The 24,833-nt window shown below is 33.3% G+C and carries 23 protein-coding genes and 1 tRNA gene; 15 read left to right on the top strand and 9 right to left on the bottom strand.

The genetic code is table 11. The features are described 5' to 3' along the window. Positions 1-6: 6 nt before the first annotated feature. From lspA to ASC44_RS06605, 9 genes are all read right to left on the bottom strand, one after another. Complete coding sequence (lspA, locus tag ASC44_RS06645; protein WP_055446830.1) at positions 7-492, bottom strand: signal peptidase II; 486 nt, start codon at positions 490-492, stop codon at positions 7-9. 2 nt (positions 493-494) lie between these two features. Beyond that, entirely contained in the window at positions 495-1,388 is an 894-nt protein-coding gene (fabD, locus tag ASC44_RS06640; RefSeq protein ID WP_055446829.1) for an ACP S-malonyltransferase, read from the bottom strand. A 61-nt stretch (positions 1,389-1,449) separates the two neighbouring features. Beyond that, positions 1,450-2,361: a M28 family peptidase gene (locus tag ASC44_RS06635; RefSeq protein ID WP_055446828.1), complete on the bottom strand. Its 912-nt coding sequence runs from the start codon at positions 2,359-2,361 to the stop codon at positions 1,450-1,452. A gap of 79 nt (positions 2,362-2,440) precedes the next feature. Beyond that, a complete protein-coding gene (locus ASC44_RS06630; RefSeq protein WP_152973288.1) occupies positions 2,441-3,244 on the bottom strand; it encodes a LytTR family DNA-binding domain-containing protein in 804 nt (267 codons plus the stop codon). Positions 3,245-3,256: 12 nt separating this feature from the next. Continuing rightward, on the bottom strand, positions 3,257-4,813 hold the full coding sequence (locus tag ASC44_RS06625; RefSeq protein WP_055446826.1) for an NAD(P)/FAD-dependent oxidoreductase: 1,557 nt from the start codon (positions 4,811-4,813) through the stop codon (positions 3,257-3,259). Between the two features lie 92 nt (positions 4,814-4,905). Next, positions 4,906-5,766: an RluA family pseudouridine synthase gene (locus tag ASC44_RS06620; RefSeq protein WP_055446825.1), complete on the bottom strand. Its 861-nt coding sequence runs from the start codon at positions 5,764-5,766 to the stop codon at positions 4,906-4,908. 109 nt (positions 5,767-5,875) lie between these two features. Next, complete coding sequence (locus tag ASC44_RS06615; protein ID WP_152973287.1) at positions 5,876-6,160, bottom strand: hypothetical protein; 285 nt, start codon at positions 6,158-6,160, stop codon at positions 5,876-5,878. Positions 6,161-6,295: 135 nt separating this feature from the next. Then, complete coding sequence (gene yihA, locus ASC44_RS06610) at positions 6,296-6,904, bottom strand: ribosome biogenesis GTP-binding protein YihA/YsxC (protein WP_055446823.1); 609 nt, start codon at positions 6,902-6,904, stop codon at positions 6,296-6,298. 194 nt (positions 6,905-7,098) lie between these two features. Next, entirely contained in the window at positions 7,099-7,863 is a 765-nt protein-coding gene (locus ASC44_RS06605) for an alpha/beta fold hydrolase (RefSeq protein WP_055446822.1), read from the bottom strand. A 296-nt stretch (positions 7,864-8,159) separates the two neighbouring features. On the opposite strand from ASC44_RS06605, the gene mraZ reads away from it, so the two are divergent. The 15 genes from mraZ (at position 8,160) to ASC44_RS06530 (ending at position 24,796) form a co-directional block, all read left to right on the top strand. Further along, entirely contained in the window at positions 8,160-8,630 is a 471-nt protein-coding gene (gene mraZ / locus ASC44_RS06600) for a division/cell wall cluster transcriptional repressor MraZ (protein ID WP_055446836.1), read from the top strand. After that, positions 8,605-9,513 carry a 16S rRNA (cytosine(1402)-N(4))-methyltransferase RsmH gene (gene rsmH / locus ASC44_RS06595; protein ID WP_083476250.1) on the top strand — a complete coding sequence of 303 codons (909 nt, stop codon included), beginning with the start codon at positions 8,605-8,607 and terminating at the stop codon, positions 9,511-9,513. Before mraZ ends, rsmH begins: the two co-directional genes overlap by 26 nt. A 100-nt stretch (positions 9,514-9,613) precedes the next feature. Beyond that, positions 9,614-9,937, top strand: coding sequence for an FtsL-like putative cell division protein (locus ASC44_RS06590; RefSeq protein ID WP_055446820.1), 324 nt, complete (start codon positions 9,614-9,616; stop codon positions 9,935-9,937). A gap of 61 nt (positions 9,938-9,998) precedes the next feature. Further along, a complete protein-coding gene (locus ASC44_RS06585; protein ID WP_055446819.1) occupies positions 9,999-11,948 on the top strand; it encodes a penicillin-binding protein in 1,950 nt (649 codons plus the stop codon). Beyond that, positions 11,945-13,408, top strand: coding sequence for a UDP-N-acetylmuramoyl-L-alanyl-D-glutamate--2,6-diaminopimelate ligase (locus ASC44_RS06580; protein ID WP_055446818.1), 1,464 nt, complete (start codon positions 11,945-11,947; stop codon positions 13,406-13,408). Before ASC44_RS06585 ends, ASC44_RS06580 begins: the two co-directional genes overlap by 4 nt. Positions 13,409-13,511: 103 nt before the next feature. After that, positions 13,512-14,744, top strand: coding sequence for a phospho-N-acetylmuramoyl-pentapeptide-transferase (mraY, locus tag ASC44_RS06575; RefSeq protein WP_055446817.1), 1,233 nt, complete (start codon positions 13,512-13,514; stop codon positions 14,742-14,744). 99 nt (positions 14,745-14,843) lie between these two features. Continuing rightward, positions 14,844-16,175, top strand: a complete 1,332-nt coding sequence (murD, locus tag ASC44_RS06570) for a UDP-N-acetylmuramoyl-L-alanine--D-glutamate ligase (RefSeq protein ID WP_055446816.1) — start codon at positions 14,844-14,846, stop codon at positions 16,173-16,175. A gap of 130 nt (positions 16,176-16,305) precedes the next feature. Further along, positions 16,306-17,508 (top strand): FtsW/RodA/SpoVE family cell cycle protein, encoded by a 1,203-nt coding sequence (locus ASC44_RS06565; RefSeq protein WP_055446815.1) that lies wholly within the window; start codon positions 16,306-16,308, stop codon positions 17,506-17,508. After that, on the top strand, positions 17,509-18,603 hold the full coding sequence (gene murG, locus ASC44_RS06560) for an undecaprenyldiphospho-muramoylpentapeptide beta-N-acetylglucosaminyltransferase (RefSeq protein ID WP_055446814.1): 1,095 nt from the start codon (positions 17,509-17,511) through the stop codon (positions 18,601-18,603). It abuts the gene before it with no gap. 1 nt (position 18,604) lies between these two features. Then, entirely contained in the window at positions 18,605-19,957 is a 1,353-nt protein-coding gene (murC, locus tag ASC44_RS06555) for a UDP-N-acetylmuramate--L-alanine ligase (RefSeq protein ID WP_055446813.1), read from the top strand. Next, on the top strand, positions 19,947-20,666 hold the full coding sequence (locus tag ASC44_RS06550) for a cell division protein FtsQ/DivIB (protein ID WP_055446812.1): 720 nt from the start codon (positions 19,947-19,949) through the stop codon (positions 20,664-20,666). Before murC ends, ASC44_RS06550 begins: the two co-directional genes overlap by 11 nt. 3 nt (positions 20,667-20,669) lie before the next feature. Then, positions 20,670-22,004, top strand: coding sequence for a cell division protein FtsA (gene ftsA, locus ASC44_RS06545; protein ID WP_055446811.1), 1,335 nt, complete (start codon positions 20,670-20,672; stop codon positions 22,002-22,004). Positions 22,005-22,053: 49 nt separating this feature from the next. Then, positions 22,054-24,015 (top strand): cell division protein FtsZ, encoded by a 1,962-nt coding sequence (ftsZ, locus tag ASC44_RS06540; protein WP_055446810.1) that lies wholly within the window; start codon positions 22,054-22,056, stop codon positions 24,013-24,015. Between the two features lie 244 nt (positions 24,016-24,259). After that, positions 24,260-24,709: a GatB/YqeY domain-containing protein gene (locus ASC44_RS06535; RefSeq protein WP_055446809.1), complete on the top strand. Its 450-nt coding sequence runs from the start codon at positions 24,260-24,262 to the stop codon at positions 24,707-24,709. A gap of 13 nt (positions 24,710-24,722) precedes the next feature. Next, positions 24,723-24,796: transfer RNA gene (locus ASC44_RS06530), tRNA-Arg, on the top strand. The last annotated feature ends 37 nt before the right edge of the window (positions 24,797-24,833 follow it).

Raw genomic sequence — 24,833 nt, 5'->3', positions numbered from 1 at the left:
TTTTTTTTATGATTTTTTCTTAACAAAATTAGCGAGAATAAGTAGTCCCATTCCCGTCATTACAGAGACGTCTGCTAAATTAAAAATTCCAGTTCTAAAGACACCACCTAGGTCTATATGCCAGAAATCTGTTACTTGTCCGTAGAGTACGCGGTCGTATAAATTAGCCATTCCTCCTCCTATAATACAGCAGAAGCCTATAAGGGAAAATTTATCTAAAGTCTTGTCTCTAAAAATATGAAAGAGTACTAATGTTAGCACTACTATTGGTAAGACGTTTAGAAGAATAATTTTTAATATTGGGTTGAAATCGCTTCCTAACCCAAGAAATGCACCTTTGTTTTCTACATTGTGCAATGTGAAATAGTCACCTAGTATTTCAGAACGACTTCCAGCAACAACATTAGCTCTTACCCAAAATTTTGAAACCTGATCTAAAACAATATTGAATATAATAATTAAAACGATAAATAGCGTTCTATTTTTTTTCATAATTAAGAAGCGCTTTCTATAGTTGCAGAAGCAGTTTGTGCTTCTCTATTTATTTTTCTTACTAAACCTTGTAATACTTTTCCTGGTCCAACTTCTGTAAATAAAGTAGCACCATCTGTAATCATTTGCTCTACAGTTTGGGTCCAACGTACAGGAGCCGTTAATTGTGAAATTAAATTTGCTTTAATTTCGGCTTCATTAATTACAGCCTTTGCAGTAACGTTTTGGTAAATAGGGCAATTAGGTTTGCTAAAAGTTGTGTTTTCTATTGCCGCAGCAAGTTCTTCGCGAGCAGGCTCCATCATTGGCGAATGAAAAGCACCTCCAACAGGTAGTACTAATGCACGTCTTGCTCCAGCTTCCTTCATGTTTTCACAAGCTCTGTTAATAGCTTCAATCTCTCCAGAAATAACTAATTGTCCCGGACAGTTGTAATTTGCAGCAACAACAATACCCTCGGTGTCGTTACATATTTTTTCAACAATGCTATCTTCAAGACCTAAAACAGCAGCCATTGTACTTGGTTGTATTTCGCAAGCTTTTTGCATTGCTAAAGCACGTTGAGATACTAGGCGTAAACCGTCCTCAAAAGTCAAAGCGCCATTGGCAACCAATGCAGAGAATTCTCCAAGAGAGTGGCCGGCAACCATATCTGGTTTAAAGTTTTCGCCTAAAGTTTTTGCTAAGATTACTGAATGTAAAAAGATAGCCGGTTGTGTAACTTTGGTTTCTTTTAAAGCTTCAGCAGTACCTTCAAACATAATATCTGTAATGTTGAAACCTAAAATACGATTGGCGTTTTCAAATAAATGTTGTGCTTCTGGTGAGTTTTCGTATAAGTCTAAGCCCATTCCTGAGAATTGAGCACCTTGACCTGGAAATATATATGCTTTCATTTGTTTAATTTTGAATGACAAAAATAGGGATATTTATGGTCTAAGGAAAAACTAAGGCTATTTATTCTAATTCGGTTAATGTTTCATAAACAGTATTTATTACTTGAGTCATTTTTGAGATATTTAATGTATTCATTTTATCTTTAGCACTATGATAGTTTTTATTTCGATAAAAGGCGGTGTCTGTAATCATTAGGGCGCTATAATCAAAACTCCAATAATTCAAGTGGTCTGAAAAATCAACACCAGTTATATGCTTTGGTATAGAAATTTCTTTGGCTTCAATATGCTTTTTTTTAAGAAAAATAGAAGTGAATTTTTGAGCGAAATCTCCTTTCTTTAATTTATTTACAAGAGAAATGTAATTGCCTTTATTTCCATAAAATTTAGATAGATCATCTATTGGGTAATCCTGCGAATCAATCGTGTCGTCAAAGTAGCCGATCATTTCTAAGCTAATCATTCCATAGACATTAGAATTATTGTGTTTTAAAGATTTAGCATGTATATAGCTACCCATTTTATTTGTTCTAAAAAAAGGAGGTTCTTCAAGTGTATAAGCAACAAGTTCTATTTTATGTTTTAAAGTTTTCCTTGTTAACATTCTTGCTAGTTCTAATAATCCAACAACTCCACTTGCATTATCATCTGCGCCTTCTTGATCTCCGCAAACATCATAATGAGCTCCAATAACTATAGTTTGTGAATTATAGCTTCCAAAAGTGCAAATTACATTCTTATAAGTTTTTCCATTAACATTAAATTTTTGAAAATATGTTGAATCTGCATACGTGCTAAATTCATTATGAATATAGCTTGCAACTTGATTAAGAGTAGTTATGTTTTTGTAATTCCGTGCTTTTTCGGTTTTAGTTATTTTTATGAGATGTTCTTTTATTTTTAAAGAATCAGAAGTTTGAGAATAGGTGAATTGGAAGGTGCATATTAGCAGAATAGATAATAAGTTTTTCATAATTATAGATTAGAATTTGAATCCAAAACTAAATTAGAAAGGTTTAATATTGATAGGGTTTAAAGCCTTATGTGGTGAGTTATAGCTTTTTTGTGGTGAAATTAATAGAAGATCTTACATTTTCAGTATAAGTTTTTGAAACAGGTATTGGGATGTCATTTTTCAAAATCACTTCTAACTTATTTTTGCTAGAATTCCATTGTTTAAAATGGAATGGATTTATTAGATATGAACGATGAGTGCGTAATAAATCAGTAAATGTTTTTTCAATATTTGTTAATAGAGCTCTAATAATAGCTTTTTTTAAAACCCCAGATTCTAAGTATGAAACTTCAATATAATTATCTGAGGATTTTATATAAACAAGGTCGTTAAAATGTAAACGTAAATTATCATAGTTACCTGAGCCTTTTATTTCTATTTTTTTGTTTTCAATTCTTTTTTGAGAATAACGACCTAAAGCCCAACGAACAATAATTATTAGTGGCAGTAAAGTTAAAACAGCAGGAATATAAAACTGTTGAGTAAAAGGTTTGAGGAGGCTAATGTTTCCTTTAATAGGAAATATTAAATTAGAAAAAATGGAATATGTTAAAGCAAAAGTATTTATTATAAATAAAATTAAGAAAACAATTTCATTTGTTACATGCCAGATGGCATTGTTTTTTTTGAAGAAATAATTTTGTAGGGGTAAAAGAATAATGTAACATAAAAAGATACTTATACTATAAAGCGGAAGGTATTTTAATTTTTTAGAATTACTGAACATTTCAATTCCTAATGGTTCAGTATAAAAAAGAAAGATAAATATCCAAATTGAAAAAATAAAGGCTATAATTAAATGGCGTTTTATTGATGAATCAAATGGATATAGCGTTTTCAATATTTTTAGTTCTTACAATCCAACAACAGCAGCTTCAGCACAACGCTCACCATCCATTGCAGCACTAATAATTCCTCCAGCATAACCGCCGCCTTCACCACAAGGGAATAGGTTCGATATTTCTGGATGTTCTAAAGTTTCATTTCTTGGGATGTTAACAGGTGATGAGGTTCTAGATTCTACACCTATAACATTAGCTTCTTCTGTATAATAACCGTTCATTTTTCTTCCAAAGGCTTCAAAACCTTTTCGTAATCTACCACCAATAGATTTTGGTAATAAAGAGTGTAGTGGAGCACTATTTAAACCTGGCTGATAAGACGTGTCATTTAAAGAGTTTGATAAATTACCTTTTACAAAATCTGTTAAACGTTGTGCGGGTGCTGCTTGTGTTCTTCCTCCAGAAGTATAAGCAATACGCTCTAAGTTTTTTTGGTATTCTAACCCTTTTAAGGCTCCAAATTTTTCATATTTAGGAATATCTCTATCAACATTAATCTCTACTACAATACCCGAATTTGCATATTTGTTATTACGTCGTGAAGGAGACATGCCATTAACAACTACTTCACCGTTTGCCGTAGCAGCTGGTACAATAAAACCTCCTGGACACATGCAAAATGAATAGACTCCACGATCTTTTACTTGTTGTACTAAACTGTAAGCTGCTGGCGGAAGTAATTCGTGACGATCACCAGAACAGTGGTATTGAATAGAGTCTATAATATGTTGTGGATGCTCTACCCGAACTCCCATAGCAAAAGACTTTGCTTTTAGTGCAATTTGTTTTTTATCCAACAGATAGAAAATATCTCTAGCTGAATGTCCTGTTGCTAAAATAACACGATCGGTAACCATTTCTGTTCCATTTTGAAGGACTACAGATTCTATCTTATTATTTTTAATATTAAAATCGGTAACTCGTGTTTCGAAGTGTACTTCGCCACCATAATTAATAATATTCTCACGAATATTCTGAATGATTTTTGGTAATTTATTGGTCCCAATATGTGGATGCGCATCAACAAGAATTTCGTCTGCTGCACCATGAAAAACTAAATTTTCAAATATTTTTCTAACATCACCACGTTTTAAACTTCTGGTGTATAATTTACCATCACTATACGTTCCGGCTCCTCCTTCTCCAAAACAATAATTAGAATCTTCATCGACGTGATGATCTTGATTTATGGCTTTTAAATCACGTCTACGATCTTGTACATTTTTGCCGCGTTCTAAAACAATGGGCTTAAAGCCTAATTCGATACAACGTAATGCTGCGTACATTCCTGCAGGTCCAAATCCAATAATATGTACTGGTTTTGCTTTAGAAACATCTTTGTAATGAAACTGATATTCTGATTTTTCAGGTAACGCTTCCTTAATATAAATAGATAATTTATAATTAAGTATAATCTTTGCTTTTCTAGCATCTATAGATTTACGTAATACTTTTATACCTGTAATATCTTCTCTACGAATACTTAAGTACTGTGCAGATTTTATTAATAATATATCGCTACGTTCTTCGTCTTTTAAAGTTAAACGAAGCTGAATGTCTTTTACCATGTTGCAAAATTAGGGAAAAATGATGGATTATTATTTGATGATGACTATTCTTGGTAGAATTACTATTGAAGACATTTTAAAGTGCGTTGTTATTAAGAATCAAAAATCTTCTTAAACTTCTCAGGTAAATCATCTTTTATCTTTAGTTTTTCTTGTGTAAAAGGATGAGTGAATTTTAAAGAATAAGCATGCAAGTACAAGCCTTTACCATTTAAAATTAAATTGTCAATATTATAATCTTTATCTCCAAGAATAGGGTTTCCTATACTAAGTAAGTGTTTTCGTAGTTGGTGTTTTCTACCTGTTTTAGGTTTAAGTTTTACCAAATTTAGAGAGCCAAATCGTTCTGAAGCTACACTTGCTTTTACTTTGTAAAGGGATTGAGATGGTTTGCCATCAATAGCTGTAGTTATTTCACCTTTTGGTAGCATTGCACCAATAGTTGTAGCGTAATAAGATTTCTTAATCTTTTTATCTTCGAACAATTTGTTTAAAGCACGAATGCTACTATTTGTTTTGCCTATTAATAATAAGCCTGTTGTTGGGTAGTCTAACCTATGTACCGGTTGAGGTGTAGTTCTATCAAGAAGATTGCTAGGTTTTAAGTTTTGAATCAACCCATTAGCTATCGTCTTAAAACTATTGCCACTTACCAAAATACCACCTGGCTTGTGGATTATTGCTAAATAATCATCTTCAAATAATACGTTTAATTTTAAAATAAGTTTGGTCCTAGGTTTTCTATTTTCGGGTATGGATAAACTAATAGTTTCTCCGCCAGATATAAAAGTTGCAGAAGTTGCAACAATACCATTTACAGTAATATATTGTTTCTTTAAAGCTTTTTTTAATGCAGATTTTGTAAATACTAAATTAAAAATTCCAACACCATATTCCTGAAGTCGAATTGACTTTGCGAGTTTTGGAACGATGTGAATCTTTGTTTGGCACATTGAAATTGAGGAGGTAATTTGTACGGATTTAAGGTTTTATTAGATCAAAAAAAATGTAGTTGTACGGAATGAATTGATGTAACTGACTTCTTTAGTGCTTTTGGTTTTTTTAGTCATTTTCATATTCGGTATGACTAAGAGGAAACTCTATTTTAATTCGCTCTATTATTTCTGCTCTATTTCGAGCCCAATTTGGGTATTCTAGCCATTCTTCTTCAGTTTTTAAATATATAACGAAACCTATTTTTCCTATTAATATTTCTCCCGCTATTTCAATCCCTTGCCATTTATCACTTATTTTTTGCATGTAGAAAATTTCATCGCGACCTTTTCTAAAGACTTTCCATCCTTGCTTTTCCTCTTTTCTACTAAGGAGTTGTTTCTTGGTTATCAATACGATAATGATTCCTATAATAAGAATAACGAGTATCAAGTAAGTATTCATTGAATTGGTGTTTTTTTAAATTAAACACAACTTTATAGTCTTTTAAAATATTAGAAGTCTACTTGGAACAAGTAACTAAAAAAGTTAAACCTCCTCAACCATACCTTCATTCAACTCACCAATATATCCAAGTACTTCATCTTTACCAATATCCTTAGAGCTCGAAGTAATAAAGTGTTTAGGCATTTCTTCCCATGTTTCTAACATGACATTTCTGTAATCTTCAACATGTCTTTCAATAGCCTTAGGTTTCAACTTGTCGGCTTTAGTGAAAATAATGCAAAAAGGAATACCAGCTTCACCCAAGTATTGCATGAAATCTAAATCTATAGGTTGCGGTTTGTGTCTAATATCTACCAAGGCAAACGCGCAAACAAGTTGCTCGCGTTCTTGAAAGTATTTAGTTATAAACTTCTGAAATACTTTTTTAGTACTCTTAGAGACTTTTGCATATCCATAACCTGGTAAATCTACCAAGTACCAGTCTTTATTAATAATGAAATGGTTTATAAGTTGTGTTTTTCCTGGTCGCCCAGAAGTTTTTGCAAGACTTTTTCTACTAGTAAGCATATTAATAAGTGACGACTTACCAACGTTACTTCTACCAATAAAGGCATATTCAGGTAGCATATCTTTTGGGCATTTTGCCACATCAGAATTACTTAATACAAATTCAGCAGACTTAATTTTCATCGCGATTAGCGTTTCCGTGAAAACGGAAATCTTATTTTAGATTAGTAAAGCGCAAAAGTAAGCACATAAGAGTAAGTAACCAAAAGTAATCATTCAAACCAATCATGACAGTATCTTTTCTTAAGAAAAAGAGTTTAAAAAGGATGTGAGATTTGAGTAAGTGCTGGATATTCGACTGTAAACTAATTTAGAAACTAAAATTTACGCGCTTTCAACCAGTCTCCAAGAATGGTGTTAAATTCCTGTGGATGTTCCATCATGGCAGCATGGCCGCATTTGTCAATCCAAAATAAATCCGAATCAGGAAGTAATTTGTTAAACTCATCTGCAACTTCTGGAGGAGTAACAATATCGTTTTTACCCCAAATAATACAGGTTGGTGTATTCATTTTTGGTAGATCTTTTGCCATATTGTGTCTAATAGCACTTTTGGCAATAGTAAGCGTCTTGATTAATTTAATTCTATCGTTTACAGTTTCGTAAACTTCATCTACTATTTCTTTTGTCGCTACAGCAGGATCGTAAAAAACATCTTGTGCTTTTTTCTTAATCACTTCGTAGTCACTACGTTTTGGGTAGCTTCCTCCCATTGCGCTTTCGTATAAACCAGAGCTTCCAGTAATAATTAAAGCTTTTACTTTATCAGGATTCATTTTTGTAAAATAAAGACCAATATGTCCACCAAGAGAATTTCCTAATAAAATGACTTCGTCAAAATTTTTAAAGTTTATAAACTCACCCAAGTATTTAGAAAATGCCTTAACATTGGTTTTTAAAAGTGGCATAGTATAGACCGGTAACTGAGGGATAATTACTTTGTAACCTTCTTTGCTAAAGCGATTTATAACCGCATCAAAATTGCTTAAGCCTCCCATAAGTCCGTGTAGAACAATTATTGGTGTGCCTTCTCCAGCTTCAATATAATTAAATTTTCCTTCAGTAATAAGTGTGTGCGACATTAGGGTTTTTTAGTCAATCCGTTAAAGCAAATATAGTTATTTCAAATAAAAAAAAGGAGTATTATTTATATACTTCGTAAAAGTATGCTATTACGCATATCAACAGTTGTTCATTATTAATTTTATTGTTTTTTAATCTATTGAAAACGATGTAATTAAAGGTTTTAGGTGTTTTTAGCTTCTTTAAAACGGTAGTGTATTTGAATTACTTATTAACAATGTGGTAGAATGTGGTAAAAAGTGGTAAAATTTTCAATATATTTGACTCTTATACGTTTACATATAAAAAAAACACATTGAACTCATTAATAGGAACATACGAATGCAAAGCAGACGCAAAAGGAAGGCTAATGCTTCCTGCTGCGCTTAAAAAGCAGTTGTCTCCTGTGTTGCAAAATGGTTTTGTGTTGAAACGAGCAGTTTTTCAGCCGTGTTTGGAACTGTATCCAATGGCGGAATGGGAAGTGTTAATGCAGAAGGTGAACAAACTTAATCGATTTAAGAAAAAGAATAACGATTTTATTCGAAGATTTACTGCAGGCGTTAAAATTATTGAGGTAGATGCGAGTGGGAGATTGTTGATTCCAAAGGATTTAACTGTTTTTGCAAGTATTTCTAAAAACGTAGTAGTGTCTTCGGCAATTAATATTGTGGAGATTTGGGACAAAGATAAATACGAACAAGCCATTGACGATGCAGCTGTAGATTTTGCAGATTTAGCTGAGGAGGTAATGGGTCAAGATGAAGACGAAGATGGAATATCATAATCCAGTATTATTAAAAGAAACAGTCGATGGTTTAAATATTAAGCCAGACGGAATCTATGTGGATGTCACTTTTGGTGGTGGAGGACATAGTAGAGAAATATTAAGTCGCCTTGGTGAAAACGGAAAGTTGTTTGCTTTCGATCAAGATGCGGATGCGCTTGAGAATAAAATTGATGATCCAAGATTTACACTTATTCATGAAAATTTTAGATTCATAAAACGTTTTCTAAGGTTTCATGGTGTGAAAGCTGTAGATGGTGTCTTGGCAGATTTTGGAGTATCATCTCATCAATTTGATGTTGCCGAGCGTGGTTTTTCAACACGATTTGAGGCTGAGTTAGATATGCGAATGAATCAAAAAAGTCAACTCTCAGCATATCATGTTATTAATGAGTATGACGAAGACCAGATAAAGCAAGTGTTGTTGCAATACGGTGAGTTGCGTGCAGCTCCAGCAATGGCAAAGTTAATTGTTGAATTTCGTAAGGATGAAGAGATAAAAACGAGTGATCAGCTTAAAAAGGTGATGAAACAATTTTTATCTCCTAAGCATGAAAATAAAATTTTAGCCCAAATATATCAGGCTATTCGTATTGAGGTGAATCAAGAAATAGAAGCATTAAAAGAATTTTTAGCACAAACGCCAGAGATTTTGAAGCCTAACGGAAGATTAAGTTTAATAAGCTATCATTCTTTAGAAGATAGATTAGTAAAACGTTTTGTAAGAAACGGATTGTTTGAAGGTGAGCCAGAAAGAGATGTCTTTGGTAATTTTGAAGTGCCTCTAAAAAAGGTTGGGAAGTTAGTTATTCCTTCGGCAGAAGAAATAAAAGTAAACAATAGGTCTAGAAGTGCTAAGCTTCGTATTGCTGAGAAGATATAGAGATTGTCACTTCGAGTGATTTGTGAAGCATGAACAAATTGTATCGAGAAGCAATTAGAATAATAAGTAAATAATAGATACTGAAATAAGTTCAGCATAAATGAAAAAAAACATCTATAGCGTATTAAGAGGAACGTTTCTAGTAAGCGACGACTCCTTTAAGAATTGGAGAATGATTTTCTTTATTTCGGGCTTGGCTATAGTAATGATAGCAAGTTCGCATAGCGCAGATAAAAAAGTGTACGAAATTGCAAGATTAGGTAATGAAGCAAAAGAGTTGCGGTCTGCATTTATAGAAGGTAGAGGTCGATTGATGGAATTAAAAAAAGAATCTGTCGTCTCCGCAAAAATGAAAGAAAAAGGCTTGAAAACGTCAGAAGTTCCGCCTCAAAAAATAAAAGTAAAACCAAAAAATAAAGAATAGTTCAGTCTTGGCAGTAAACGAAACGAACATATTAAACCGATTGTATTTTGTGGCTGGATGTATGTTCATCTTCGGCCTTGCTGTGGTTATAAAACTGTTAACCATTCAATATATTAATGGTGATAAGTATCGTGAGCTAGCAGATAAAGGTACAATTGAAAATAAGCCAATTCCTGCAAATAGAGGTAATGTGTATTCTGTAAACGGAAACTTATTAGCAACGTCAATTCCTAAGTACGATATTAGAATAGATACAAAAACGCCAAAGAAAAAGGTGTGGCAGGAGCAAATAGGTCCGTTATGCGATTCGTTATCAAAATACTCAGGAAGATCTTCGAGTTATTATAGAGAAAACTTAAGAAAAGCGAGAGCGAAGAAAAACCGTTATTATTTGTTAGCTCGTGATATTGGGTATTCAGATTATATAAGGTTGCGCGATTTTCCATTATTAAAATTAGGTGCTTTTAAAGGTGGTTTAATTGTCGAGCAAACAACAAAACGCGAGCATCCTATGGGTGGGATTTCTATGAGAACCATAGGTTATGAGCGTACAGACGAAGATGGTAATATAACACGTGCAGGATTAGATGGTGCATTTGGAGAGAAATATTTAAAGGGTGTCGATGGGCATCGAATGAAACAGAAAATAGGTAAAGGACAATGGAAGCCTATTAAAGATTCAAACGAGATTGAGCCACAAGATGGTTATGATATTTATACCACCATAAATGTAAATATTCAGGATATAGCACATCACTCTTTATTAGAGCAATTAGAGAAGTACGATGCAGAACATGGTTGTGTTGTTGTAATGGAGGTTAAGACAGGTGAGATTAGAGCAATTTCAAACTTAGGGAAATCTAAATCTGGTAAGTATTACGAAAAAAGAAATTATGCGGTTTGGGAGTCTCATGAGCCGGGTTCGACTTTTAAGTTAATGGCTATAATGGCTGCTTTAGAGGATAAAGTCATAGATACTTCTACTATTATTGATACAAAAAGTGGGTATAAGACATTTTATGGTAGAGGGATTACAGATACGCGTGGTTATGGTAAAATTTCTGCAGGAAAGGCGTTCGAGAAGTCGTCTAATATTGGCTTAGCAACTATTGTTGACGATAATTATTCTAAAAACCCAAAGAAGTTTATAGATAGATTGAAACAGTGGAAGCTTCATGAAAATTTAGACTTGCCAATTGTAGGAGAAGGTAATCCAGTAATACCTGAGCCAGGCGACAAAATATGGAGTAGAAACGCATTGCCTTCTATGGCTTATGGTTATAATATGCAGTTAACACCGCTGCAAACATTAACGTTTTATAATGCTGTTGCAAACGATGGTGAGATGCTTAAGCCTCGTTTTTTGCGTCAGGTAAAAGAATTAGACAGGGAGATTGAGAGTTTTGAAAAAGTAGTTCGTGTAAAGAAAATTGCTTCAGATGCAACGATAAAAAAAGCACAAAAGCTTTTAGAAAATGTTGTAGAGCATGGAACAGGAAAAGGAATGTATTCAAAATACTTTTCTATGGCAGGAAAAACAGGAACGGCAAGAACGGACTACAGCAATTTTGAGAAGTGGAAAAAAGATAAAAAGTATGTGTCGTCTTTTGCAGGTTATTTTCCTGTAGAGAATCCTAAATATTCGTGTATTGTGGTAATACATAAACCAAGTATAAAAGTTGGTTTTTATGGTGCAGATGTAACAGGTCCAGTATTTAAGCGTATCGCGCAAAAGATTTTTACAGATACGCCTATAATTGACGAAATAGAATCTTTAGAAGTTGAAAATGCTTCAATAGATAAGGAGTATCAAAATTTTTATGATACTGCAAACACCTATTTAACAATCATGCCAAGTATTATTGGTTTGCCAGTAATGGATGCTTTGGCGTTATGTGAGAATTTAGGGTTAAAAGTAAAAATGAATGGTGATGGTGTTGTGAAATCGCAATCCATTCCAAAAGGACAAAAAGTAAAGAAAAATCAAACTATAGTTTTAGAATTATCGTGAAGTTATTAAAAGACATATTATATAAGGTTACTGTCAATAGCGTTGTTGGAGCAACAAGTGTGTCTATTGGTGCTATTCATTTTAACTCAAAAAACATAGCTGTAAACGATGTGTTTGTGGCAATAAAAGGTAGTGTTGTAGATGGTCATGCTTATATAGAAAAAGCAGTGGAGCAAGGAGCAGTTGCTGTTGTTTGCGAGGAATTGCCAGAAATGTTGCAAGATGGCGTTAGTTATATAGTGGTCGAGGATTCTAGTTCGGCTTTAGCGGTTATGGCTTCTAATTATTATGGTAATCCATCATCAAATTTAAGGTTGGTTGGTGTTACTGGTACAAACGGAAAAACAACAATTGCAACGTTGTTATTTCAGCTCTTTAAAAAAGCGGGTTATAAAGTTGGTTTATTGTCTACTGTGGTTATTAAAGTGGATGAGAAAGATTATAAAGCAACACATACAACACCAGATTCTTTAACGATTAATCGTTATTTAAAAGAAATGAATGATGAAGGTGTAGAGTTCTGTTTCATGGAAGTGAGCTCTCATGGTATTCATCAAAAAAGAACCGAAGGTTTGGAGTTCGCAGGTGGTGTTTTTACTAATCTTACTCACGATCATTTAGATTATCATAACACGTTTGCAGAATATCGAGATATTAAAAAATCGTTTTTCGATAACCTCGGAAAAAATGCGTTTGCAATAACAAATGCAGATGATAAAAATGGAGCAGTAATGCTTCAGAATACAAAAGCTAAACAGTATAAATACGGATTAAAAAATTACGCAGATTATAAGGCTCAAATTCTTGAGAATTCTTTTAGCGGCATGTTGCTAAAGGTTAATAATAGCGAAGTTTGGACAAAATTAATAGGTGGATTTAATGCTTCTAATGTTTTAGCTATTTACGCTACTGCGGAATTACTAGGACTTGAAAAAACAGAGATCCTTCGTTTAATAAGTGTGCTTGAAAGTGTAAGTGGGAGATTTCAATATTTAATTTCTGAAGGAAAAATAACTGCTATTGTAGATTATGCACATACACCAGATGCTTTAAAGAATGTATTGGAAACAATAAATAGTATTCGTGCTAAAAATGAAGAACTAATTACTGTTGTTGGTTGTGGTGGTGACAGAGATAAAACAAAGCGACCAAAAATGGGCCATATTGCTTCAGCTCTAAGTACTAAAGCGGTTTTTACAAGCGATAATCCAAGAACTGAAGTTCCTGAAACTATTATTGAAGAAGTGGAGAAAGGTGTCGAGCCTCAGAATTTTAAGAAAACGTTGTCTATTGTAGATAGAAAACAGGCTATTAAAACCGCATGTCAGTTAGCAAATGAAGGAGATATTATACTAATAGCAGGGAAAGGCCATGAAACGTATCAAGAAGTAAATGGAAAGCGTAGCGATTTTGATGATTTCAAGATTGTAAAAGAATTATTAAAACAACTAGACAAATAATATGTTGTCTCCTGCAAGGTTTTAAAAACCTTGTAGGTATGAATATTAATAAAATAAAATAGATTCCCACCTTGGTAGGAATGAAAAAAAATAAGAATAAATAATGTTATACTACCTATTCGAATATTTAGAAAAACAATTCCAATTAACAGGAGCGAGTGTGTTTCAGTTTATAACGTTTCGTGCTGCTTTAGCAATTATTACGTCGTTGTTGTTTTCTACAATTTTTGGAAAGAAAATTATTCGCCTACTGCAAAAAATGCAAGTAGGAGAATCGGTTAGAGATTTAGGTTTAGAAGGTCAAGTTGAAAAAGCAGGTACACCAACAATGGGTGGTTTAATTATTATTTTTTCAACATTAATTCCAGTATTGTTGTTTGCTAAGCTTGAAAATATTTATGTTATCATGCTGATTGTAACAACCATTTGGATGGGATTAGTAGGTTTTACAGACGATTATATAAAAGTATTTAAAAAAGATAAAGCAGGTTTAAGTGGTAAATTTAAAGTTTTAGGGCAAGTAGGTTTAGGAATTTTTGTTGGTGCAATCATGTACTTTCATCCTGGAGTTACTATTAAAACTGAAAAAGTGAATCCGGTTTATGAAACAGAATTAATTACGCAAAACTCAGCTAAAGAATTTAATCCAGAGGAGCAATCGCTTAAAACAACAATTCCATTTGTAAAAGATAATGAGTTCGATTATTCTAGTTTGGTAACATGGCTTGGAGATGATTATGCTAAGTATGCATGGTTGGTTTTTATTCCAATAGTAATTTTTATAATTACAGCCGTTTCAAATGGTGCTAATCTAACCGATGGTATCGATGGTCTCGCAGCAGGAAGTTCTGCTATTATTGTTTTTGTGTTAGCCATATTTGCTTTTGTTTCAGGGAATATTGTGTTCTCAGATTATCTCAATGTCATGTTTATTCCGCGTTTAGGAGAGCTCGTTGTGTTTATTGCAGCTTTTGCTGGAGCATTAATTGGTTTTCTATGGTACAATACGTATCCGGCTCAAGTGTTTATGGGTGATACAGGTAGTTTAACTATTGGAGGAATTATAGCGGTAATCGCGATAGCGGTTAGAAAAGAGCTTTTAATTCCGTTGTTATGTGGAATCTTTTTTGCGGAATCGCTGTCTGTAATTTTACAAGTAAGTTGGTTTAAATACACAAGAAAAAAATATGGTGAAGGACGACGCATTTTTAAAATGTCGCCGCTGCATCATCATTATCAAAAAGGAGGTTATCACGAAAGTAAAATAGTAACACGTTTTTGGATTGTCGGTATTTTTCTGGCTATTCTAACGATTGTGACGTTGAAATTAAGGTAATGTTTTCCGGCAAGGTTTTTAAAACCTTGTAGGTGTTAAATTAAGAAGTGAGTTTTGAGGTTTCTGCCTTTGTAGAAATGACAAAAGAAAAATAAAAAAATGAAACGATTGGTAATTCTTGGAGCAGGAGAAAGTGGAGTGGGTACTGCGCTTTTGGCGAAAGCAAAAGGCTATGCTGTGTTTGTTTCAGATAAAGGAATAATAAAAGAGAAGTACAAAAAAGTTCTTATACATAATGAGATTGAATGGGAAGAGCAGCAGCATACCGAATCTAAGATTCTAAACGCAGATGTTGTCATGAAAAGTCCTGGAATTCCTGATAAGGTGGCGTTAATTCAAAAGCTTATTGGTAATAAAATTCCAGTCATTTCTGAAATTGAATTCGCAGCCAGGTATACTAACGCGACAATTGTCGGTATTACAGGAAGTAATGGAAAAACGACAACAGCGTCACTAACACATCATATTCTAAAACAAGAATTAAATGTTGGTTTAGCTGGAAATATTGGAGATAGTTTTGCGAAGCAAGTTTTAGAAGATGATTTTAAAAACTATGTGCTAGAGATTAGCAGTTTTCAGTTGGACGGAATTGTAGATTTTAAGCCAAACATTGCTGTGCTTACCAATATTACACCAGATCATCTAGATCGTTATGATTATAAATTTGAAAATTATATCGATTCAAAATTCAGAATTGCTCTAAATCAAACAAAAGAAGATTATTTGATTTATGATGCCGATGACGAAGTAATAAATAACTGGTTAAGTGAGAATACGATTCAATCTAAATTATTGCCGTTTTCATTGGTGAAAACAATAGAAAATGGTGCGTATTTGGACAAAGAAAATATAAAAATAACAATTGATAATAATCAAATAATTATGCCAACAAAAAATCTAGCTTTAGAAGGGAAGCACAATGTTAAAAATGCAATGGCTGCTTCAACTGTAGCACATTTGTTAAAAATTAGAAAACAAACTATTCGTGAAAGTTTAGAGAATTTTCATGGTGTAGAACATCGTTTAGAGCAAGTGCTTAAAATTAATAAAGTACAGTATATAAACGATTCGAAGGCTACAAATGTAAATGCTACATATTATGCTTTAGAAAGTATGGATTCGCCAACGGTTTGGATTGTTGGAGGAATAGATAAAGGAAATGACTATACAGGTTTGTTTCCGTTTATAAACGAAAAAGTAAAAGCTATTATTTGTTTAGGCGTAGATAATGCGAAGTTATTGGAAAACTTTGGTAATATGGTTGATGTTATTGTTGAAACTCAATTTATGAGTGAGGCTGTAAAGATTGCTTATAAAGTGGCTGAAGCAGGTGATAATGTATTGTTGTCTCCAGCTTGTGCAAGTTTCGATTTGTTCGAAAACTATGAGGATAGAGGAAGGCAATTTAAAGATGCCGTTAGAAATTTGTAAAAAGTGATGTTATTTAGATAAGTTTTATAGTATGAAACTTGTTGATTGTTAGAGTGGTATAATTAAGAGTAAAAAATAAATAAATCGAGACGCCTAAAAGCGTCTTGATAACGTATAATTAAAAGTAAAAGTGCAACAAGTATTTAAAAATATAAAAGGAGATCGATTAATCTGGGCAATAGCTGCTTTACTGGCTATTTTCTCATTTCTTCCTGTGTATAGTGCTGCTAGTAATTTGGTGAATATTGGTGGGAACTCTAATACGTTTTCATATTTTATAAAACACTTTATGCATTTGTTTTTAGGCTTCTCTATTATGTATGGTGTTCATAAAGTGCCGTATCGTTATTTTAGAGGTTTGTCTATGATCATGATTCCAATTGTGTTGGTATTATTGGTTGTTACAATTCTTCAAGGAACAACAATTGAAGGCGCTAATGCAAGTCGATGGATTCGTATTCCATTCGTTAACATGTCTTTTCAAACATCAACATTAGCATCAGTGGTGTTAATGGTTTATGTGGCAAGGTATATGTCGAAGACAAAAGATGAAAATGTATCTTTTAAAGATTCAATTTTACCACTTTGGATACCTGTATTTCTAGTTTTAGCGTTAATTTTGCCATCCAATTTTTCTACAACAGCATTAATATTTTTAATGGTTGTAATTTTGGTGTTTTTAGGAGGTTATCCTGTGCGTTATTTGGCGGTTATTATTGGTTCAGGAATTTTGGCGTTAGTCATGTTTATTTTGGTTGCTAAAGCATTTCCAGATGCCATGCCTAATCGTGTAGATACATGGATGAATAGGATTGAGAATTTTTCTGGTGAAGGAGATTCTGATGGAGATTATCAAATAGAAAAAGCTAAAATTGCAATAGCCTCAGGAGAATTTTGGGGAGTGGGTCCAGGAAAAAGTACACAAAAAAACTTTTTACCTCAATCGTCGTCAGATTTTATTTTCGCAATTATTATTGAGGAATATGGTCTTATCGGAGGATTGTTTTTGCTAGTGTTGTATATGTGGCTGTTATTTAGAATTGTTATAGTAGCGCAAAAGTCTGATACTATTTTTGGTAAATTATTGGCGCTAGGTGTTGGTATTCCAATAGTATTTCAGGCCATGATAAATATGGCGGTTGCAGTAGAGTTGTTTCCCGTTACTGGTCAAACATTACCATTAATTAGTAGTGGAGGAACCTCTATCTGGATGACGTGTTTGGCAATAGGAATAATATTAAGCGTAAGTGCTAAAAGAGAAGAGATAAAAGGAAAAGAAAATGAAGAAGGTGTGGAGCAAAATCCACTAGAAATTCTTTCGGAAGCGATATAAATGAGTCATTATAAAATTATATTATCAGGTGGTGGTACAGGTGGACATATCTATCCTGCTATTGCTATTGCAAACGAGTTAAAGTCTCGTTTTCCAGATGCGGAGTTTCTTTTTGTCGGAGCAAAAGATCGTATGGAAATGGAAAAAGTGCCTCAAGCAGGTTATAAAATAAAAGGCTTGTGGATTACTGGAATAGAAAGAAAGTTGACGCTTAAAAATTTAATGTTTCCGTTTAAACTTATTAATAGTTTATGGAATGCTAGAAAAATTGTAAAACAATTTAAGCCAGATGTTGCTATAGGAACCGGAGGTTTTGCTAGTGGTCCTTTATTGCAAATGGCAGTTTCTAAAGGGATACCGAGTTTAATACAGGAACAGAATTCTTATCCAGGGATTACAAATAAATTATTAGCTAAAAAAGTGCAGAAAATTTGTGTTGCTTACGATGGTTTGGAGCGCTTTTTTCCGAAGAATAAAATATTAAAAACAGGAAATCCTGTTCGTCAAGATTTATTAGATATTGCATCAAAAAGAGAGGAAGCAATAAAGTATTTTGGTTTAGTTGAAGGTAAAAAAACACTTTTAGTTCTAGGCGGAAGTTTGGGAGCGAAAGCAATAAACGAATTACTAAAAAGAGAGTTAGACTTTTTACAAACACAACAAGTGCAAATTATCTGGCAGACAGGTAAATTGTGTTATAAAGATTATAAAATTAATGGAGATATAAAGCATGTGCAGGTGCATGAATATATAAATAATATGGATTTAGCTTATGCAGCTGCAGATATTATTATCTCAAGAGCAGGAGCAGGATCAGTGTCAGAGTTGTGTATTGTTGGGAAGCCTGTAGTTTTTGTGCCTTCACCATATGTGGCAGAAGACCATCAAACTAAAAATGCAAAAGCAATTGTAGATGAAAATGCGGCTTTAATGATTGCTCAAGAGGATTTGATAGTTGATTTTAAAAATAAATTTTCTCAGTTGATCGCTTCCGCGGAAAAACAGAAACAACTAAGTGATAATATTAAAAAATTAGCATTAGTAAATGCTACAAAAGAAATAGCAGACGAAGTTGAAAAACTTTTGAAGAATTAATATGAATTTAAACAACATACATAACATCTACTTTGTGGGTATTGGAGGTATTGGAATGAGTGCAATTGCACGCTATTTCAAGGCAACTAATAAGCATGTTTCTGGCTACGATAAAACGAAGACGGTAATAACTGACGGACTTGAAGCATTGGGAGTTGATGTAGTTTTTAATGATAGTGTTGAAACGATAGAGAGTTCGTTTTTAAATCCTAACGATACGCTTGTCGTATACACGCCTGCAATTCCGAAGGATAATAAGTTGCTTAATTATTTTAAAGAGAATGGTTTTGAGGTTTTAAAACGTTCAGAAATATTAGGGTTAATTACAGAAAACACTTTTTGTTTAGCTGTTGCAGGAACGCATGGTAAAACAACGACAACAAGTATATTAGGACATATTATGATGGAATGTAATGTGCCGCTAACTGCTTTTTTAGGTGGTATTAGTGAGAATTATAATTCTAATTTAATACTAAATGGAGATGAAGTAAGTGTTGTTGAGGCTGATGAATTTGATCGTTCGTTTTTAACGTTGTCTCCAGATTTAGCATGTATTACTTCAATGGATGCAGATCATTTAGATATTTACGGAGATGCTTCAGAATTGATAAGAACGTTTGAAGATTTTTCTAAAAAATTAAAGCCAAACGGAAAGCTATTTGTTAAAAATGGTTTGCCTTTAAAAGGAATTACTTACGGAATAGAAGATGATTCTGATTATTGCGCTCAAAATATAAAAATACAAAATGGCGCTTATGTGTTTGATGTTAAAACACCAAATACAGTACTTGAGCAAGTTCAATTTAATCTGCCAGGTAGGCACAATTTATCTAATGCTTTAATTGCTTTAGCAATGGCTTTAGAATATGGTGTTTCTGCGCCGGATCTTGTTAAGGCATTGGCGTCTTACAAAGGTGTAAAACGTCGTTTTACGTATCAAATAAAAACCGATGATCTTGTTTTTATAGATGATTATGCGCATCATCCTGAAGAAATTAATGCTGTACATCAAGCGGTTAGAGAAATGTATCCTGAAGATAAAGTGTTAGCGATTTTTCAACCACATTTATTTTCTAGAACTAAGGATTTTGGAGCGGAATTTGCACAGAGTCTTTCGCAGTTCGACGAGGTGCTTCTGTTGGATATTTATCCAGCAAGAGAATTACCTATTGAAGGTGTAACATCGCAATGGTTATTAAGTCAAATAGATAATCCTAATAAAGGATTAATTAGTAAATCTGAAATCATTCAGACAATAAAAGAAAGTAAAGCTAAAATTATCCTCACTATTGGTGCGGGAGATATTGGTGTAGAGGTAAATAAGATAAGAGAAGCGTTGATTCATGAAGGTTAATTGGAACTACATAAAAGGTATAGTGCTGCTTAGTGTGGTCGTATTTTTATTTGCGTTTTCTTCGGCAAGAAATGGCGGTAGAAAGGTGGTGAAAACAACTGTTGAATTTGTAGAAGAAAAGAAGCCATTTATAACGCATGAGACTGTTAGTAAATTGTTAATACAAAATCATGAACCACTTACGAGTGTGCCTAAAGAAACTTTAGATTTGAATGTATTAGAATCTGCTCTAAATGCTAATGCCATGATTGAAAAAGCGGAAGTTTTTTTAGACGTAAATGGAAATTTTTCAGCAAAAATAAAACAGAAAGAACCTATAGCGAGAGTCTTGGATGAAAGCTCTTATTACATAGATAATAAAGGTGGTTATATGCCATTATCAGCTAATTTCACTGCACGAGTACCGATGGTAACTGGTGAAGTGTCAAAGAAAAATTTAAGCAATATTTTTGCTATAGCTAGCAGAATTGAGAATGATGAATTCTTGAAAAAGAATGTTGTAGAAATTATTCAGAATAAAAATATGTCTATAGATTTAAAGTTAAGACAATGCAGTTTTATAGTGCAAATTGGAAAACTTGAATATTTAGATAAGAAAGTAAACAACCTTAAAGCTTTTTTAAAAAAAGCAATTAAAGATAAGAGTTTGGATAAATACAGCAAAGTGAATTTGCAATTTGAAAACCAAGTTGTTTGCACTAAAGTATAAATTATGGAACAGAATTTAGCAGTTGGATTAGACATTGGAACCACAAAAATTGTGGCAATGATTGGACGTAAAAATGAGTATGGTAAAGTCGAAATTTTAGGCATTGGTAAGTCTAAAAGTTTGGGTGTGCATCGCGGTGTGGTAAATAATATTACACAAACTATCCAATCCATTCAGTTGGCTATTCAAGAGGCCGAAGCTGCCGCTGCGACAAAAATAGTTGGCGTAACTGTGGGTATTGCAGGACAGCATATTCGTAGTTTACAGCACAGTGATTATATTACTAGAGCAGATTCTGAAACTGTAATTGATGAGGACGATATCGATCGTTTAATCAACCAAGTGCATAAATTAGTAATGCTACCTGGCGAAGAAATTATTCATGTATTGCCACAAGAATATAAAATTGATGGACAAGCAGAGATTAAAGAGCCAATAGGAATGTATGGAGGGCGATTAGAAGCTAATTTCCATGTTGTTGTTGGTCAAGTGTCTTCTATTAGAAATATTGGGCGTTGTGTAAAAAGTGCAGGTTTAGAGTTAGAAGGTATTACGCTTGAACCTTTAGCATCTGCCAATGCAGTGTTAAGCCAAGAAGAAAAAGAAGCAGGTGTTGCTTTAATTGATATAGGAGGCGGTACAACAGATTTAGCCATTTTTAGAGATGGTATTATACGTCATACCGCAGTAATTCCATTTGGAGGAAATGTTATTTCAGAAGACATAAAAGAAGGCTGTTCTATTATAGAAAAGCAAGCAGAGTTATTAAAAATAAAATTTGGTTCAGCATGGCCAGGAGAGAATAAAGACAACGAGATTGTTTCTATTCCAGGCTTGAGAGGTAGAGATCCAAAAGAAATTACATTAAAAAATCTATCTAAAATTATTCATGCTAGAGTAGTTGAAATAATAGAACAAGTGTATGTTGAAATTAAAAACTACGGACACGAAGAACAAAAGAAAAAACTAATAGCCGGTATTGTATTAACAGGTGGAGGAGCACAATTAAAACATCTTAAACAGTTAGTAGAATATATAACAGGTATGGATACAAGAGTTGGCTATCCAAACGAGCATTTAGCGGGAGATAGCGACGATGCTATTACAAGTCCATTGTTTGCTACGGCTGTAGGTTTAGTAATGGATGGTTTAAAACGTCAAGAGCGAGTTAAAGCAGAAGAGGTTATTGAGGAAATAGTAGAAGAGGTTATAGAAACTACAATAGAAGAGACTATTGAAGAAGAAGATGAAGTAGTACAGCCAGTAATAAAACAAAAACGCTCTTTTTTAGATGCGTTAACAGAGCGTGTTAAAGATTTTTTAGACAACGCAGAATAATTTAAGAATAAAGAATAAGCAATTAATTGATTAAAATAAACAGAATTTTATGAGCAACAAAGAATTCGAAAGTATCGCCTTTGATTTACCTAAAAATCAATCTAACGTCATCAAGGTTATTGGTGTTGGAGGAGGTGGTAGCAACGCTATTAACCACATGTTCCAACAAGGAATTAAAGGAGTAGACTTTGTAATCTGTAATACAGATGCACAAGCACTTCATAACAGTGGTGTACCAAATAAAATACAATTGGGCCTAAACCTTACAGAAGGATTAGGAGCAGGAGCAAACCCAGAAGTAGGTATGCAATCTGCAGTAGAGAGTTTTTCAGAAATCCAACAAATGTTAGGAACGAATACTAAAATGGTATTCATTACTGCTGGAATGGGTGGAGGAACTGGAACTGGAGCTGCACCTATTATAGCTAAAATGGCCAAAGAAATGGACATTTTAACTGTAGGTATAGTAACTATGCCTTTTCAATTTGAAGGAAAAATGCGTAATGAACAAGCGCAAATTGGTATAGAAAAATTACGTAGCGAAGTAGATTCGTTAATTGTAATTAATAATAATAAATTAAGAGAGGTCTATGGTAATCTTGGTTTTAAAGCCGGGTTCTCGAAAGCCGATGAAGTATTAGCTACAGCGTCTCGTGGTATTGCCGAAGTAATTACACACCATTACACGCAAAACATTGATTTACGTGATGCTAAAACAGTATTAAGTAACAGTGGAACGGCTATTATGGGTTCTTCTATATCTTCTGGGCAAAACAGAGCATTCGAAGCGATTTCAAAAGCTTTAGATTCGCCTTTATTAAACGATAATAAAATTACTGGTGCCAAAAACGTATTGTTGCTAATCGTTTCTGGTTCTCAAGAAATTACTATTGATGAAATTGGTGAAATTAACGATCATATTCAAGTAGAAGCAGGCCACGGAGCTAACATTATCATGGGTGTTGGTGAAGATGAGTCTTTAGAAGAATCTATTGCTGTAACTATTATAGCAACAGGTTTTAATATAGAGCAGCAAGACGAAATTTCTAATACAGAAACAAAGAAAGTAATCCATGCTTTAGAGGAAGAACAAAGTATTGAAAAGGATTTAACACCTCCTGTTATTATTACTCCTGAAGTAGTTGTACAAAAACCAGAACCACCAAAAGTGGTTAAGCATACTTTAGATTTAGATGAAGATACGGAAGATTCTTTAAGTGTAATGGAAATGAATTTTGTAAACAAGCAGAGAAGTGTTTCTTTAGAAGAATTGGGATTGATTCCAACTTCTGAAGTGATTAAAAACATTGATGTTGTTTACGACGAAGTTTTGGCTAATTTTGATACAGAAGAAGATTTTGTTATTACTTCAACAGAAAACAGTGTTAACACTTTTCAATCTAATGAAATTGAAGAAGAGGAAGAGAAAAAACAAATTACTTTAAGTTTCGATCTACCAATACATGAAGAAAGTGTAGAGGTGGAATTAGAAACAGAAGAGAATATTGTTTTTAATTTAAACGAAATTGAAGTAAACGAGCCGGTTGAGTTTACTCCAGTAGCCGAGGTTCTAAAAAATGAAGAAGTTCGTTACGTTCTAGATGATTATGAAGAGGAGACTTCTAGTATAAATACAAAAAAAGAAGAAGTTAAAGTTGAAGAAATTGTTGATAGAGAAGTTGTTTTCGAGAAGAAAGTAATTACTCAAGAAGAAGTTGTTACGACTCGAGAAGAAGATTTAGATCCTATGAACAGTTCTATTTCAGATATTTTAAAAGAGAGAGCAAATGATAGAAGATCAAAAATGAAGTCTTTTAATCATAAATTCAATGCTTCTAAAATTGATGATATCGAAAAAATTCCAGCTTACAAACGTCAAGGTTTAAGTTTGGATGAAGCTCGACATTCATCGTCTGAAGCTAATGTATCTAAAACAACACTAAGCATAGATGATAATGATGATATTCAATTAAGAAATAACAATTCATTCTTGCACGATAACGTAGATTAATAAAATTCTGTTTTTACAAGACGCAGTCTAAATAAAAACAGCTAATAGAACTAATCTCGTTTTCAGAACGGAATCTTATAAATGAATTTAGGTTAAATTGTATTTATTAATAGTGTAAGCAAGATAATTAATCCATTTAAACCCAAAACGTCCCTCAACGTTTTGGGTTTTGTTTTTTAATCCTTAGAGGTCTTATCAAACGTCTTACTTTTTCCTATCTTCGTAATCCAAAAACAATAATATTATGAGTTTATCAACAAATATAATGACAGCCCTAAAAACGGCTATGAAGAGTAAAGATACGGTTGCATTAACTGCTTTAAGAGCAGTGAAATCTGCAATATTATTAGCGCAAACTGAAAGTGGAGCTAAAGAGGAATTAACCGAAGAGCAGGAGCTTAAAATACTTCAAAAGCAGGTTAAACAGCGTAAGGATAGTGCTGCAATTTTTTTGGAACAAGGTAGAGAAGATTTAGCAACACCAGAATTAGAAGAAGCTAAAGTAATTTCTCAGTTTTTACCAGAAGCTATGAGCGAAGAAGAAGTGGGTAAGCTTGTTGAGGATGCGATTGCTAAAACAGGAGCACAAGGCATGAAAGATATGGGAAAGGTAATGGGCATAGTTAATCAAGCAGTTGCAGGACGAGCAGACGGGAAAACTGTTTCTACAATTGTAAAAAATAAATTGTCTTAGACATTATTAAAAAGGCTGTGTAGCTCAATTGGATAGAGTATTGGATTTCGGCTCCAACGGTTGTAGGTTCGACTCCTATCACAGTCACGAAGAAAGTAAGTTGTAGTTTTATTTCAAGCTTTGT

Source organism: Lacinutrix mariniflava (genome assembly GCF_001418015.1).
GTDB lineage: Bacteria > Bacteroidota > Bacteroidia > Flavobacteriales > Flavobacteriaceae > Lacinutrix > Lacinutrix mariniflava.
The sequence above is the reverse complement of the archived record's forward strand: the minus strand, read 5'-3'. Positions and strand labels throughout refer to the sequence as shown.